Here is a 16,165-nt window from a genome sequence, read left to right as displayed (position 1 = left end):
AATGTTGCCCGATCATTGTCATGCGCCGATCGGGCATTTTTACTCAAATCCCGGCCAATGCCAGATCCATCGCAAAGTAAGTGAAGATCAAATCAGCGCCTGCACGCTTGATCGCGCCCAGGCTTTCACGCACCACGCGATCCTCATCGATCGCCCCGGCCTGCGCGCCGAACTTGATCATCGCGTATTCGCCACTGACCTGATACGCCGCCAGCGGCAGGTTCGAGGCCTCACGAATGTCGCGGATGATGTCGAGGTAAGCGCCGGCCGGTTTGACCATCAGCGCATCGGCGCCTTCCTGCTCGTCGAGCAGCGATTCGCGCAGGGCTTCTCGGCGGTTCATCGGGTTCATCTGGTAGCTTTTGCGGTCGCCCTTCAGCGCACTGCCGCCGGCCTCGCGGAACGGACCATAAAGCGCCGAGGCAAATTTGGTCGAATAGGCCATGATCGGAATTTGAGTAAATCCGGCCGCATCCAGGGCCTGGCGAATCGCCCGCACCTGACCGTCCATCGCTGCCGACGGCGCGATCACGTCCGCACCGGCGCGGGCCGCTGCCACGGCTTGTTTGCCGAGGTTGATCAGGGTCTGGTCGTTGTCGACTTCATGGTTGTGCATCACGCCGCAGTGGCCGTGATCGGTGTATTCGCAGAAGCAGGTGTCGGACATCACGATCATTTCCGGCACGGCATCTTTGGCAATGCGCGACATGCGCGAGACCAGACCTTCTTCGCGCCAGGTGTCGCTGCCGTTGCTATCCAGATGGTGGGACACGCCGAAGGTCATCACCGACTTGATGCCGGCGCGGGCATAGCGCTCGATTTCACTGGCCAGTTTGCGCTCGGGAATGCGCATCACCCCGGGCATGCTTTTGATCGGCACGAAATCGTCGATTTCTTCTTCAACGAAAATCGGCAGGACCAGATCGTTCAGGCTGAATTCGGTTTCCTGGAACAGGCTGCGCAGGCTCGCATTGCGGCGCAGACGGCGGGGACGTGCTTCGGGGAACTGACTGGACATGAGGGCCTTTCCTGAAAACGGCAGATGAGACGAAAGTCGTAGGGGGCGAAGCTTATGCCTTGCGGGGGTTGGGGTACAAACCTGGATCAATCAAGAGTGCATTACTGGGGGTGTAACAATCTTTCAGAACACTGTAAATCCCTGTGGGAGCTGGCTTGCCAGCTCCCACAGGGTTATGTGTGTAGTCCGAAAATTACGAGGGAATGGTCAGGCCGCGAATGACTGCCGGACGCGCGAGGAAACGCTCAAGCACACGGGTGACATTCGGGAAGTTGCTGATGCCAACCAGATCACCGGCCTCATAAAATCCGATCAAATTACGCACCCACGGAAATGTGGCGATATCGGCAATGGTATAGCGCTCGCCCATGATCCAGTCACGGCCCTCGAGCCGGCCGTCGAGCACCTTGAGCAGGCGTTTGCTTTCGTCGACATAACGATCACGCGGACGCTTGTCTTCGTAATCCTTGCCGGCGAATTTGTTGAAGAAACCCAACTGGCCGAACATCGGACCGATACCACCCATCTGGAACATCAACCACTGGATGGTCTCGTAACGCAGCGCGCCTTCCTGCGCCAGCAACTGACCGCTTTTGTCGGCCAGATAAATCAGGATCGCACCGGATTCGAACAGCGGCAGCGGCTGATCATCAGGGCCGTGCGGATCGAGGATCGCCGGAATCTTGTTGTTCGGATTCAGCGACAGGAACTCGGCGGACAGTTGATCATTGCTGTCGAAAGCGACCTTGTGCGGTTCGTACGGCAGGCCGATTTCCTCAAGCATGATCGAGACTTTGACGCCGTTGGGCGTCGGCAAGGAATAGAGCTGAATCCAGTCAGGGTACTGCGCCGGCCATTTCTGGGTGATCGGGAACGCGGACAGATCGGTCATGAGAAGCATCCAGTCACAAATTAAAGCCTGATCATAATGTAGCCGCTGCGCAGGCTGCGATCTTTCGATCTTGAGGCTTTGCAGTCTGCAAAACGATCGCAGCCTTCGGAGCGCCTACATGAACCCGTAACATCCTGTCGCTAACCTGCGGCCAGACCGTTGAAGGTTGCCGTTAGAGTGCTGCGCACTCTGACGATCGAACCAAACGGCCCTCAGGGGACTCTGAGCTATGCGTTTGTTGCAGAGGAAGCCGTTCACGACAGGGAAAACACCCGGTGCTGGGAGCCCGCGGTGTAAAGGTTTGTCAGCCTTAACCGAATTTGCTGAAGAACCCTTTATTTCATGACGATCCTTATGCGATTCGCCAAACGTTTCAAACACCGCGCGTATGTGGCCCTGCCTTCCCTGCTGGCCGTCAGTGCACTGTTCCTGTCGCTTGAGTCCAGCGAAAGCCGCGCGCAACCGGTGGACGGCACCCAGACACTGGTGTTCCTGCGCCACGCAGAAAAACCCGAGGGCGGGCTCGGCCAGCTCAACTGTCAGGGCCTGAACCGCGCCATCGACCTGTCGACGCTGCTGCCGGAAAAATTCGGCAAGGCCGATTACGTGTTCGCCGCCAACCCGACGCGCAATGTCGAGGAAGGTGAGCTGGACAACTCCTACAGCTACATCCGTCCATTGATGACCATCAGCCCCGCCGCGATCAAGCTCGGCCTGCCGGTGAACATCGAGTTCTCGGCCAACGACACCAGCGATCTGGCCCGCGAACTGCTGGAAGACAAGTATCACAACTCGACGATCTACACCGCCTGGTCCCACGGCTATCTGCCGGAGCTGATCAACAAGGTGGCGGGCAAAGCGGTCGGCGAGAAACAGAACATCACCGAGGACTGGGCGGGCAACGACTTTGACTCGCTGTATGTACTGACGCTGACCTGGCACAACGGCAAGGCCAGTTTGCAAAGCCACAGCTACAAGCAGGGACTGGATCATGGCAAGGAAACCTGTCCGACCTGAGTCATCTTCTGTCTGAACCGGCCCCATCGCTGGCAAGCCAGCTCCCACAGGGTTCCAGGGTGTACACAAATTCCATATACATCCGCAATACCTGTGGGAGCTGGCTTGCCAGCGATGAGGCCAGCAAAAGCACTATCAAACCTTCTGATTCCCCCGCTCACGCAAATACTCAAGCACCGCTCCACGCTCCCCGGCAAACTCGATCCGCCCGCCCTTCTTCTCGCGCTGAAACACATACATCGGGTCGTAATAATCGCGTAGCAGTACGCCGATCCACTCACGGAACAGCTCGACCGACCCGCTGCGCGCCTGTTCGGACAGCGCCGCTTCCATCTGCAAATACATGCGTTGATAGCGCTCGCCACCCAACCGACGTTGAATATTGTTCAGGCTGGAAATCAATCGCTCGGCATACAAAGCAAAACCCTGCTCGCCGTGAACCGCGACGAACTCGGCGTACAGGTCGATGACATAATCCTGCAGAATTCGCTCGACCCGACTCTCGAGGCTATCTTCCAGCCAGACCAGTGGTGCCGCCTGCATGCCCCGGTAGAGCGGTAATGGCAAGGCACAGCTGCCGACCACCCGACTCTCGTCTTCCAGAACAAACTGGTTGATCCCGCCTGCGCGTTTTTTCAGCACATCGACAGCCAGGCGGTTTTCGAAATCGATATTGGTCGGCTGCCCGGTGGCACGCTTGCCAAAACTCGAGCCGCGATGATTGGCGTGACCTTCCAGATCCAGACCATTGCTCAACTGCACCAGCACTTCAGTCTTGCCAGTACCGGTCATGCCGCCGAGCAGGACCAGATCGCATTCGGCCACAGCCTGATCGACTGTCTCCAGGAGGAATGTGCGCATGGCCTTGTAGCCGCCGCCGACACGCGGATAATCGATGCCGCCCTCGTCCTTGATCCATTGCTGGACGATCTGTGAACGCAGGCCGCCGCGGAAACAATACAGATAGCCATCGGGGTGGTTACGGGCAAACTCGACCCAGCCTTGAATGCGCCGCTCTCTGACCTCGGCGGACACCAGCCGCTCGCCCAAGGCAATCGCGGCTTGCTGTCCGTGTTGTTTGTAACAGGTGCCCACCTGTTCGCGCTCACGATCGTTCATCAGCGGCAGGTTGACCACCCCGGGAAAAGCACCGTGGGAGAATTCGACCGGCGCACGGGCGTCCATCATTGGCCGGTCATTGAGGAAAATATCACGGTAATCAGTGCAGTCGCGGAGCATCAAATCACCTCGACTGCGTTCGTCTGTCGCTCAACCAGTTCGCCGATTGGCGCCAGGTTCAGGCCCAGTTCGGCGGCTACGGCGAGAAACTCTTCATTGCCTTCAGGCGTCACCGCGATCAACAGACCACCGCTGGTTTGCGGGTCGCAGAGCACGCGTTTGTGCAGTTCCTGCACGCGGCCAACCTTGCTCGCGTAGCTGTCGAAGTTGCGCAGCGTACCGCCGGGAACGCAGCCCTGATCGAGGTAGTACTCGACGCTGTCCAGACGCGGCACACGGTCATAAGCGATGCGCGCGGTGAGCTGGCTGCCATCGGCCATTTCCACCAGATGCCCGAGCAGACCAAAACCGGTGACATCGGTCATGGCGGTAACGCCGGCGAGTTTGCCGAAACGGCTGCCGGGTTTGTTCAGGGTGCACATCCAGTCACGGGCCACGCCAACGTCGGCGGCGCGCAATTTGCCTTTTTTCTCGGCGGTGGTGAGGATGCCGATGCCCAGCGGTTTGGTCAGGTACAGCAGGCAGCCGGCGGTGGCGGTGTCGTTGCGCTTCATGTGACGCTTTTCCACCAGACCGGTGACGGCGAGACCGAAGATCGGTTCCGGCGCATCAATCGAATGCCCGCCCGCCAGTGGAATGCCCGCCGCGTCGCACACCGCGCGGCCGCCGCGAATCACTTCACGCGCCACTTCCGGCGCCAGCACATTGACCGGCCAGCCGAGAATGGCGATGGCCATCAACGGATCGCCGCCCATCGCATAGATGTCACTGATCGCATTGGTCGCGGCAATGCGGCCGAAGTCGAACGGGTCATCGACGATCGGCATGAAAAAGTCCGTAGTCGAGACCACTCCGCGCTCGGCATCGATCTCATAGACCGCCGCATCATCGCGCGAGGCGTTGCCGACCCACAGTTTCGGGTCAAGGTTCTGCGCACCGCTGCCGGCCAGAATCACTTCCAGCACCTGCGGGGAAATCTTGCAGCCGCAGCCGGCGCCGTGGCTGTATTGGGTCAGACGAATCGGCTCGCTCATGGGGGAGTCTCAGGTTGTTGATGGGGGCGATTCTAGCAGAGCGCGACGCTGCAGTTTTTTGATCGTTCCCACGCTCCGCGTGGGAATGCAGACCGGGACGCTCCGCGTCCCTTCCGGAGCCGGAACGCGGAGCGTCCCTAGAGGCATTCCCACGCAGAGCGTGGGAACGAGCAGCTTGAGGCAAGGCAAAAAAAACCGCCCTTACGGGCGGCTAAAAGTGCTTCGACCCTAAATCAGAAGCCCAGGCTGAAGCTGATGGTCATCGCATGGTCGTTGCTGTCGTTCGACAGTTGCCCCGAGTAGCCGACGCCGAGTTTGCCGGTCGGGCTGATCTGGAAGTCGACCCCCGCTTCAACGATGGCGCTGTCCTTGGCGATCGGCACGCCTTGGGTGCTGAACGAGGCGCCGCCGTCGATGAAGGTCAGGTCGGCGTCAGGCTTGGTATCACCAAAGGCATGGCGCCAGCCGATGGCCGCGCGCGGGGTGAATTGCCCGCCGTTGGCCAGGGTGATGACTTTGCCGGCACGCACGCCGAGGGTCGAGAAGGTGATGTCCTGATCGGCATCGGCCTCCAGGCGCCCTACTCCACCCTTCTCCTTGGCTTTGTCAGTGTCGTAGTTGACGTAGGCCAGACCGGCAAACGGTTCGAGGGCAATGCCGCCAGCGTCGATGGCGTAGCCGACTTCACCGAATACCTGCGCACTGCGCGCATCGTAATTGGCCTTCAGGCGATCGTTGTAGCTGCCGACGCTGACGTTGCGTTTGGTCTCGATGTCGTGCCAGCTGTAAGCCGCGCCGAGGCGCACCGCCAAGGCGTCAAACTGCGAATTGAGATACGCCGCCAGGTGGTAGCTTTCGACGGTGGCATCCGAGCGACGGTCATGGGCATCGAGGTCGCTGCGGGTGTAACCGGCGGCCATGCCCACGCGCCACTGGTCATCGAGTTGCTTGTCGGTACCGAGCATGAAGCCGCTGAGGTTACGGTCGAGTTTCGCCGCGTTGCTGTCGCCATCCGACTCGCCCCAGGCACCGAGTGCCCGCGCCCAGCCGACCATTTCGCCGTGGCAACCGTTGCTGCTCAATTGGTTGTCACTTGGCGCCAGGGCACGGCGTGGATCATCCGCCGCGCTGCATGACGGTTGGCGCATGCGATCGTTGACCGCGTCACGCACGTAGCGCGAATCCTCGAGGATGGCGCTGGCGGTGCTGGCGTGGATCTCACCGGACAGACTGTCGAAGGCATTACGCGCACCGGCGACACTGAGGTTGACGATCTCGTTCTGCAACGCCGCACCGGCCGGGCCGTTGTTCGACAGCGCGGTGGCGGTTCTGAACTGGTTGCCAGTGGCGGCGACATCGGCGAAGGAATTGCCGTTGCGGCTGACCACCAGGTTCACCGCATTAGCGTCATACACCAGTGCGCTGTTGAGGAACGCATATTGCGGCAGGTCCGCAACGCTGAAGGTGCCGTTTACGCCACCGCCCGCCGTAATCAGCGAATACGTGGTGTTGCCGGTGAACGGTGCCAGCGAGTTGACTTGCAAAGCGCCGCCCAGATTTGCCGTGCCGCCGATTGCCAGTGGCGTCGCGGTTGGCGAACTGACGGTCAAGGCCAGCACACCGTCGCTAGCGTTGGTCAGGTTACCGGCCACGCTCAAGGTGCCCGCTTCAGAACCCGAGGCGACAACGCCATGGTTGACCACCGAGCCGACACTGCCGTTGCCGCTCAGACCGGCGCCGTTGGCCACGGTGACTTGCCCACCCAACGAAGCGCGCGCCGCAAGGCTGCCGACTTGCAACACACCTTGATCGACCGCGACCGTGCCGCTGAACGGATTATCACCGGTCAACAGCAAGGTGCCGGTACCGCGTTTGAGCATCGCGCCAAGTCCACGCAGCGATCCGTTGAACTGACCATTGAAGTTCTGCAAGAAGAGCAGCGATGCGTTGTTGAGGATGTTGCCCTGCAGGCTGGTGGTGTTACCGACCAGCGTACCGCCGCTGACCGTGGTGCCACCGCTGTAGGTGTTGGCGCCACTGAGCACCAGCGTGCCGGAATCGAGTTTTTCGATCCCGCCAGTGCCCACCAGCGGCGCGGAGATTTCCGCACTCGCGCCGGCGTTGACGCGCACCGGTGCAAGGCTGCCGTCCGTCCCGTTGACCGGGGTCAGTGAGCCACCGGCACCCGGCATCAGGCTGTAGCCATTGGCGAGGAATTGCAGGCCGGTAAAGTTCTGATTGCCCTGCACGGTGACCGTACCTGCCTGACCGCCGAACACCGCGAACTGACCATTTGAAGCCAGGGCCTGAGTACCGCTCGGATCGGTCCAGTTAGTACCCGGCCCCCACACGCCGCTGCCGCCACCGATGCTGCCGTCCGGGTTGGTGGTGCCACCGTTCCAGAACTGCACCTCACCCGGGGTGCCTTGCACCAGCAGGTTGATCTGATTGGCGATAGCCGTTTGCAGGGTCAGATTGGCCGCCGACACCGGCAGGCTGCCATACACCAGACCGTTGTCGGTCAGGCTGCCGCCGTAGCTGAACAGTTGATAAACGCCGGTGCCGAAACCGCCGGCGTTGCTGATGTTCAACGTACCGTCGAGGGTCAGGTTGCCGGCAACATTGACCACGGTGGTCGAACTGGTCGCCGCGCCGAGGCTGAAGTCCAGATTGGTTCCCGACGACAGTGCCAGCGAACCGACTGACAAAGGCGTTGCTGTACCGCCACCGGCCAGCGTCGCACCGCTGGCCAGTTGCACGGCGCCGCCGAGTTGGCCGCCACCGCCGATGCTCGCGCCGCTGGCGACACTGACGTTGGCGCTGTTGAGCACACCATTTACGATCAGGTTGCCGGCCTGCACCGACGTGTTGCCGGTAAAGCTGTTGTTGCCAGTCAGCAGCAACTCACCCGTACCGGTTTTGTTCAGCGTACCGGCGCCGGTGAGATTGCCGGTGTAGCTGCCATCGGCGTTTTGCTCGAAGGTCAGCGTCGCGTTGTTGACGATTGCACCTTGCAGGCTACTGGTATCGCCGCGCGTCGTGCCGCCGTTCAGGGTGGTGCCGCCGCTGTAGGTATTGGCACCACTGAGCACGAGATCACCGCTACCGTTTTTCACCAGACTGCCGGTGCCAGTCACAGCACCGATCAACGTGGTGTTCTGGTTGCCGGCGAGGATCAGTTGCGCGCCAAGGTTGACGGTGTTGGCCAGTTGCAATGCCGAGGTGCTGTCGAGGGTGCCGGTGCCGGTCACGTTGAGTGCACCGCTGCTGATTGCACTGTTGTTGCCGAGGATCAGCGTACCGCCGGCGAGTTGAGTGCCGCCGCTGTAAGTGTTGCTGCCGTTGAGGGTCAGGCTCGAAGCGCCGGCCTTGATGATGCTGCCGCTGCCACTGACCACGCCGTCGAGGGTCAGGGCGTTGGAACCGGCAACGGTCAAACCACCGTTGACGACCACGTCGTTACCGAGGCTGACGGCCGCATTGCTGTCCAGCGCCGTGCCATCGGCGGCGGCGGTCAACACACCGCTGCCGAGCGCCGTGTTGTTGCCGACCACAATCTTGCCGCCATTGAGCGCCGTGCCACCGGTGTAGCCGTTGGCCGCGTTGAGCACCAGCGTACCCGTGTCGTATTTGCCCAGCGTGCCGCTGCCGTTCAGCGCGACACCAATGGTTGCCGTGGCGTTCGGGTCAACCCGCACCGTGGCATTGCCCAGCGAACCGTTGACCAGATTCAACGAGCCCGCCGCGCCGTTCACCAGGCTGTAGCCGTCGGTGACGAACTGCATGCCGGTGATGGTTTGCGAGCCGTTGACAGTCACTGTGCCGGCCGCGCCCTGGAACACCGCAAAATTGTTGGTCCAGGCCTGGTTGGTGGTGCCGTTGACGTCGGTCCAGTTGGTGGTGCCGGTGCCCCAGGCGCCGCTGCCACCCTCCACCGAACCGTTGGCCATCAGTTGATTGCCGTCCCAGAACTGCACGGTGACGCCCGGTGCGGTGACCAGCAGGTTGATCTGATTGGCCAGCGCGGTTTGCAGGGTCAGATCGCCCGGCGTCACGCTGCCCGGCAGTGTGCCGAAGAGCATGCCGTTGTCGGTCAGGCCGCCGGTGTAGTCGATCAGGCGATAGACACCGCTGCCAAAACCACCGATGTCGCTGACGTTCAGGGTGCCGTCGAGGGTCAGGTTGCCGCCGACATTGACCAGCGCATTGCCGCCACCGGACACCGGTGTGCCGAGGCCGACGTCGAAGTTTGAATTGCCGTTGAACACCAGCGAACTGACGTTCAGCGTACTGCCGGTGACGCCCGTCAGATGACCGCCATCGGCCACCGTCACGGCACCGGTCAAGGTGCCGCTGCCGCCGAGGGTGCCGCCGTTGTTGACCAGCACATTGCCGCTGGCCAGCGAACCGTTGACCTGCAAGGTACCGGCGTTGACGTTGGTGTCACCGGTCAGATCGCTGATGCCGCTGAGGGTCAGGGTGCCGCTGCCGAGTTTGCTCAGACCGCCGTCACCGCTGAGGATGCCGGCGAAGGTGCTGCTGACATTGTTGCCGCCGAGGCTCAGCGTGTTGCCAGTGCCGATCAGCGCCGTACCGCTGCCGGTGAGGCTGGCAAGGCTGCCCGAAGCACCGAGATTCAGCGCCGCGCCGCCCGCGAGATTGACCGTGGCGTTATTGCCCAATGCCGTGCCGTTCAGGGTGGTCAGGCTGCCGGACAGTACATCGAAAGTGCCGCTGAAGGTGTTGTTGCCGGACAGTGTCACGTCGGCCAGACCGTTCTTGGTCAGAGTGCCCGCACCGGCAATCACGCCGCCGAGGGTCAGGTTGTTGTTGCCGGCCAGACTCAGGTTGGCATTGACGTTGACGTTGTTCGCCAGCACCAGCGGCGCACTGGTGTCGAGGCTCGAGGTGCCGGCCACGGTCAGTGCGCCGCTGCCCAATGCCGAACCGGTGCCGAGGGTCAGCGTACCGGCGTTCAACGTGGTGCCGCCGGTGTAAGTGTTGACGCCGTTGAGTGTCAGGTTCGACGCGCCGTCCTTGATCAAGCCACCCGCGCCGCTGACCACACCCGCGAGGGTCAGGTTGTTGCTGCCGGTGTTGCTCAGATTGGCATTGAGCACAACGTTGTTGCCCAGGCTCAGCGCACTGTTGCTGTCCAGCGCGGAGGCGCCGGCTACGGTGAGATTGCCCAGGCCCAGCGCCGAGTTGCTGCCGGCGGTCAGGGTGCCCGCGTTGAGGGTCACGCCACCAAGAAAATTATTGTTGCCACTCAGGCTCAGGTTGGCCGCGCCGTTTTTGCTCAGGCTGCCGGCGCCGTTGACCGTGCCGGCCAGGGTCAGATCCGCCGTGCCGCCAATGCCGAGGTTGCCCGCGAGGTTGACCGCGTTGTTCAGCGAAACCCCGGTGCTGGCATCCAGCGTGGTGCCGCCCGCTGCATTCAGCGTGCCCGAGCCGAGCGCCGAGTTCGACGCCAGAACCAGTCCGCCGGCATTCAGCGCGACCGGCCCGAGGAAGGCATTGTTGCCGCCGAGGGTCAGGTTGGCCGCGCCGGTTTTGATCAGGCCACCGGTGCCGCCAATCACGCCGTTGAGGGTCAGGGCATTGCTGCCGACGATGGTCAGGTTGCCGTTCAGCGTCGCCGCGTTGGCCAGTGTCACCGCCGCGTTGCTGTCCAGCTGCGTACCGGCATTCGCCGTCAGCGTACCGGTACCGAGCGCCGTATTGCTGCCGACGATAATCTTGCCACCGTCCAGTTGTGTGCCGCCGGTATAAGTGTTGGCACCGCCGAGCACCAGGGTGCCGGCGTCAAGTTTATTAAGGATGCCGCTGCCATCGATATTGGCATTGATGGTCGCCGTGACGCCCGGATCGACGCGCAACGAAGTGGTGCCGCCGGTGCCGTTGACCGCCGTGAGTTGCCCCGCCGCACCGTTGACCACGTTGTAGCCATCGGTGAGGAATTGCATGCCGGTAAACGCTTGCGTGCCGTTCACCGTCACCGTGCCGGCAGTGCCCTGGAACACCGCGAAGTCGCCGGCCCACGGTTGGTTGACCAAACCGTTGGCGTCGGTCCAGTTGGTGCCGACCGCGTTCCACGTGCCGCTGCCGCCATCGACCACGCCGTTGGCGATGGTCTGGCTGCCGTCCCAGTAACGAATGTTGACGTTCGGCGCCGACACTTGAATGTTGATCTGATTGGCCACGCCGGTCTGCACCACCAGGTCGCCGAGGCCGTAACCGACCGGCACGCTGGCCACGTCCAGACCGAGATTAGTCAGGGCACCGGTGTAGTTGAACAGGCGATACACACCAACGCCGAAACCACCGGCATCGCTGACGTTGAGATTGCCGTCAAGGGTGAGGTTGCCGCCGACGTTCATCAGCGACGCGGTCGACGGAGTGCCCAGTGCCACATCAACGTTGCTGCCGGCGCCGAGAGTCAGAGCACTCGCCGACAAGGTGTTGCCCGACGCCAACGCCAGATGCCCACCGTTGTTGATGTTGACCGCGCCGAGCGCCGAGCCGGTACCGGTCAGGGTGCCGCCGGTATTGACGTTGAGTTGAGCACTGCCCAGCGAACCGCTCAGGTTCACGATACCGCCATCGATCGCGGTATTGCCGGTAATGCCGTTGATGCCAGTGAGGTTCAAGGTGCCGTTACCGACTTTGACCAGGCCGCCGCTGCCGCTGAGATCGCCATCAAAGATGCTGGTGACGTTGCCGGTGCCGACCGTCAGGGTGTTGCTGCCGGTCAGTTGCACACTGCCGCTGCCGCTCAGCGCGCCGAGGCTGGCGTCACTGCCCAGATTCAGGCCGGCGCCGGCGCTGATGTTGACGCCGGAGGTGTTGCCCAATGCGTTGGTATTGAGCGTGGTGACGCTGCCCGAAATGATGTTCAGCGCGCCAGTGAAGGTGTTATTGCCGGCCAGGGTCAGGTCTGAAAGGCCGTTTTTGGTCAGGCTGCCGGCGCCGTCAATGATGCCGTTCAAGCTCAAATCGTTGTTGCCGGCGACGGTCAGTCCGGCATTCAGGGTAATGGCGTTGCCGATGCCGAACGATGCGCTGTTATCCAGCGTTGCCGCGCCACCGACGACCAATGCGCCACTGCCCAGACCGTTGGCATTGCCAAGGGTCAACGTGCCGGCGTTGAGTGTGGTGCCGCCGCTGAAGGTGTTGTTGCCATTGACGGTCAGGTTGGCTGCGCCGTCCTTGATCAACTGGCCGGTGCCACTGGTCACGCCGCCGAGGGTCAGGTTCTGCGTACCGCCCACGGTCAGCGCCGCATTCAGGGCGACATTGTTGTTGAGGCTGACCAGCGGCGAGTTGCTGTCCAGTGTCGCGGCGCCAGCGACGGTCAATGCACCGGAACCGAGCGCCGAACTGTTGCCGACGGTCAGAGTGCCGGCGTTCAGCGTGGTGCCGCCGAGGTAGTTGTTGGCGGCATTGAGAATCAGATTGGCCGCGCCGTCTTTCACCAGACTGCCAGCCCCGCTGACCAGACCGGTCAGGGTCATATCCGCTGTGCCGCCGATGTTCAAGGCACCGGCGAGTGCCACGGCATTGTTCAGGCTGACGGCGGTGTTGGCATCCAGCGTGGTGTTGGCCGCCGCGTTCAACGTGCCGGAACCCAGCGCGGTGTTGCTGCCGACGGTCAGTTTGCCGGTGTTCAACAGGGTATTGCCAAAATAAGTGTTGGCGCCGTTGAGGGTCAGGTCGGCAGCACCGTTCTTGGTCAGTCCACCGATACCGGCGACCACGCCGCCGAGGGTCAGCGCATTGGAGCCACCCAGGGTCAGAGTGCCGGCGAGGTTGACGTTGTTGGCCAAGGTCGCGGCGGTACTGGTATCGAGGGTGGTGCCGTTCGAGGCGTTGAGTGTGCCGGTGCCCAGGGCGGTGCTGGAACCGACAATCAGTGAACCGGCGTTCAGCGCCGTGGTGCCAGTGTAGGTGTTGTTGCCGTTGAGGGTCAGACTCGAAGCGCCGGTTTTGATCAGACCGTTACCGCCACTGATCACCCCGCCAAGGGTCAGCGCATTGGCGCCGCCGGCGGTGAGGTTGGCGTTGAGAATGACGTTGTTGTTGAGGGTCACGGCCGAACTGCTGTTGAGGGTGCCCGCGCCTTCCACCGACAAGACGCCAGTGCCCAGTGCCGCGCCGTTGCCGACCGTCAAGCTGCCGGCATTCAGCGTGGTGCCGCCGCTGTAGGTATTGGTGCCATTGAGCGTGAGATTGGCGGCGCCGTTTTTCACCAGTTGGCTGGTGCCGCTGATCACGCCGCCGAGGGTCAGCGCGTTGCTGCCGCCAATGCCCAGGCTGTTGTTGAGAATGATGGCATTGTTCAGGGTCACCGTCGCATTGCTGTCGAGGGCGGCCACGCCGCCGACGGTGATGTTGCCACTGCCCAGCGCCGCGTTGGCGCCCGCCGTGATCGTACCCGCGTTCAACGCGACGGCACCGAGGAAGGTGTTGGCGCCGTTGAGAATCAGGTTGGCCGCGCCGTTTTTGGTCAGCCCGCCGCTGCCGCTGACAATCCCGCCCAGGGTCAGGTTGGCACTGCCGCCGACAGTCAGGTTGCCGCCGAGTGAGACTGCGTTGGTTAGCGCAACGGCAGTGCTGGCATCGAGGGTGGTGCCCGCCGCCGTGGTCAAGGCACCCGTGCCCAGCGCGGTGTTGGAGCCGACAATCAGCGTGCCGGCATTCAGCGCGGTACCGCCGGAAAAGGTGTTGTTGCCGCTGAGGCTGAGGTTGGCGGTGCCGTTCTTGATCAGATTACCGGCACCGCTGATGACGCCGCTCAAACCCAGCGCCTGCGTGCCGCCGATGGTCAGATCGGCCGCCAGCGCGACGGCGTTGGCGAGAGTCACCGCCGTGGTCGCATCCAGTGTGGTACCGGCCGCCGCGTTCAACGCGCCCGTACCCAGCGCGGTGTTGCTGCCAACGAACAGGCTGCCGGCATTGAGCAGCGTGTTGCCGCTGTTGGTGTTGTTGCCGCTCAAGGTCAGGCTGGCGCTGCCGGATTTGGTAATCCCACCAGTGCCGGACAACACGCCGCCGAGTGTCAGGGCATTGCTGCCGAGCACGTTGAGCGCACCGGTCATGCCGATGTTGTTGGCCAGGGTGACGTTGGTGGTGCTGTCCAGACTGGTGCCGGCGGCGGTATTCAGCGCGCCACTACCCAGCGAGTTGTTGTTGGTCACCAGCAGGGTGCCGGCGCTCAGGGTGGTGGTGCCGGTGAACCCGCTGTTGGCGCCACTGACAGTCAGGCTGCCGCTGCCGGTTTTGGTCAGGCCGCTGCTGCCGCTGATCAAACCGCCGAGGGTCAGCGCGCCAGTGCCGCCGGCGGTCAAGGTGCCGCCGAGGCTGATGGCGTTGTTCAGGCTGATCGTGCCCGGGGCGCTCAACGTTGTCGCGCCAGTGACGTTGAGGGTGCCGGTGCTCAGCGCCAGGTTGTTGCCCAACTGCACGGTGCCGCCGTTGAGCGTGGTGTTGCCCAGGTAGGTGTTGGCGGCGCTGAGGCTCAGTTGCCCGGAACCGACTTTGGTCAGGCCGCCGCTGCCGGAAATGACGCCGCTCAGGGTGGTGGCGTTGGTACCTTGCACTGTCACGCCGCCCGCGCCGAGGGAAATCAGGTTACTGACGTTCAACCCGGCATTGCTGGCCTGGAGTATCCCGCCGTTGGAGGTGATCACGCCGCTGCCGAACGTGGCGTTGTTGTTGAACTGGGCGACACCACCGTTAAGCGTGGTCGCGCCGCTGACCAATGGCCCCTGCAAGGTCCAGGTGCCGCTATTGAGGGTCAGGTTGTTGAAGTTGACGTAGGTCGCGCTCGATGCGGTGCCGACACCCGTGGTGCCGCCGCCGACGCCGATCGGGTTTTGCAGGATCAGGCTGTTGGTGCCGCCCGCGCCACCATCGACCGTGCCGGTCGGAGCGAAGGTCAGATTGATGCCGATCAAACCGCCGAGGCCGACGCTGATCTGTACACCGTCACCGACGTTGACGCTGGAACCGGTCACCGCGGTGAAGGTGTTGGTGCTGGCCGCGCCCATCGACACGCCGCCGGTAATCGCACCGGCGTTGGTGAAGGTATTGCCTGCCGCCGATGTTTCGAACGCGATCCGGCCGTTGATCACACCGGTGCTGCTGTTGGTCATGTTGACCTGCGAGCCGCCGTAGACGCCGACCACCGGGGTGTCGGCGAGGGTGATGCCGCCGATCGACAAACCGGTCGAGGTGATGGTGCCGTTGTTGGTGATGCTGGTGGTGCCGGCAGCAGCGTTGTTCACCGCAATGCCGAGGCCGTCGATGCTGGTCAGGTTGAGCCCGAGCAACATGCCCGTGCCGCGAATGATCCCGCTGGCGTTGTTGAGCACGCTGACCGTACTCGTAGCGCCAGTGCCAATGAACGCGCCGCCGCTCAGCACCGAGACCAGGCCGAGCAGTGCCGGGTCGAGCGTGCCGGAGTTGTTCAGGGAAATGTTCACCCCGGTCAGGTCCATCACATGGCCGCCGAGGGTCGCGTTCATCTGCGCCCCACTGTTGACGTTGACCGTCAGGCCACTGGTGGCGCTGGAAAAATTATTCAGAAACAGCGGCAGACTCGGCACGCCGGTGCAGGTCACCGTTGAACCCGCCGTGGAGCACGTGGCCAACGCAGGAGCGCTGACGCCGCCGAACAACAGCCCGGCGACACTCAGATGCACAGCAAGGGAAAGAGGGGAAAAGCGCGAAACGAGGGCGACACCAAACCTTGCTTCCACGGGCTACTCCTTGTCGTGGCCAAATTCTTCCTTGAGCGCGCGAAGAGCCGTGCTTATTCCACACGCGAATCAAGACTGCGACGGTCATCACAAAACCGTTGATTGGGGACAAAGCTAGTAGACGCCCGGCAATGGGGCACGGATTAAATGGTGTTAATACTTTAATACTAGAGGGGTCTGGAATAAGCGTTTCAGCCCGTATTCG

At 62.5% G+C, this 16,165-nt stretch carries 6 protein-coding genes; 1 reads left to right on the top strand and 5 read right to left on the bottom strand.

The window, feature by feature from the left end:
- Positions 1 to 43: 43 nt before the first annotated feature.
- Both hemB and CKW38_RS26400 read right to left on the bottom strand, forming a co-directional pair.
- The gene (gene hemB, locus CKW38_RS26405; RefSeq protein ID WP_047300672.1) at positions 44 to 1,018 is read right to left on the bottom strand and encodes a porphobilinogen synthase; all 975 of its coding nucleotides are present in this window, start codon (positions 1,016 to 1,018) and stop codon (positions 44 to 46) included.
- A 193-nt stretch (positions 1,019 to 1,211) separates the two neighbouring features.
- Positions 1,212 to 1,910, bottom strand: a complete 699-nt coding sequence (locus CKW38_RS26400) for a glutathione binding-like protein (RefSeq protein ID WP_095114269.1) — start codon at positions 1,908 to 1,910, stop codon at positions 1,212 to 1,214.
- A 342-nt stretch (positions 1,911 to 2,252) separates the two neighbouring features.
- On the opposite strand from CKW38_RS26400, the gene CKW38_RS26395 reads away from it, so the two are divergent.
- Positions 2,253 to 2,927 carry a hypothetical protein gene (locus CKW38_RS26395; protein WP_007918234.1) on the top strand — a complete coding sequence of 225 codons (675 nt, stop codon included), beginning with the start codon at positions 2,253 to 2,255 and terminating at the stop codon, positions 2,925 to 2,927.
- A gap of 135 nt (positions 2,928 to 3,062) precedes the next feature.
- On the opposite strand, the gene mnmH is transcribed toward CKW38_RS26395, so the two are convergent.
- The 3 genes from mnmH to CKW38_RS26380 form a co-directional block, all read right to left on the bottom strand.
- A complete protein-coding gene (mnmH, locus tag CKW38_RS26390; RefSeq protein WP_007918231.1) occupies positions 3,063 to 4,166 on the bottom strand; it encodes a tRNA 2-selenouridine(34) synthase MnmH in 1,104 nt (367 codons plus the stop codon).
- Entirely contained in the window at positions 4,166 to 5,200 is a 1,035-nt protein-coding gene (gene selD, locus CKW38_RS26385; protein WP_007918229.1) for a selenide, water dikinase SelD, read from the bottom strand. The genes mnmH and selD overlap by 1 nt, the downstream gene beginning before the upstream one ends.
- A gap of 233 nt (positions 5,201 to 5,433) precedes the next feature.
- Positions 5,434 to 15,960, bottom strand: a complete 10,527-nt coding sequence (locus CKW38_RS26380; RefSeq protein ID WP_095114268.1) for an autotransporter-associated beta strand repeat-containing protein — start codon at positions 15,958 to 15,960, stop codon at positions 5,434 to 5,436.
- Positions 15,961 to 16,165: the final 205 nt, after the last annotated feature.

Origin of the sequence: Pseudomonas sp. Irchel 3H7, from assembly GCF_900187605.1 — a bacterium.
Taxonomy (GTDB): domain Bacteria; phylum Pseudomonadota; class Gammaproteobacteria; order Pseudomonadales; family Pseudomonadaceae; genus Aquipseudomonas.
The sequence above is the reverse complement of the archived record's forward strand: the minus strand, read 5'-3'. Positions and strand labels throughout refer to the sequence as shown.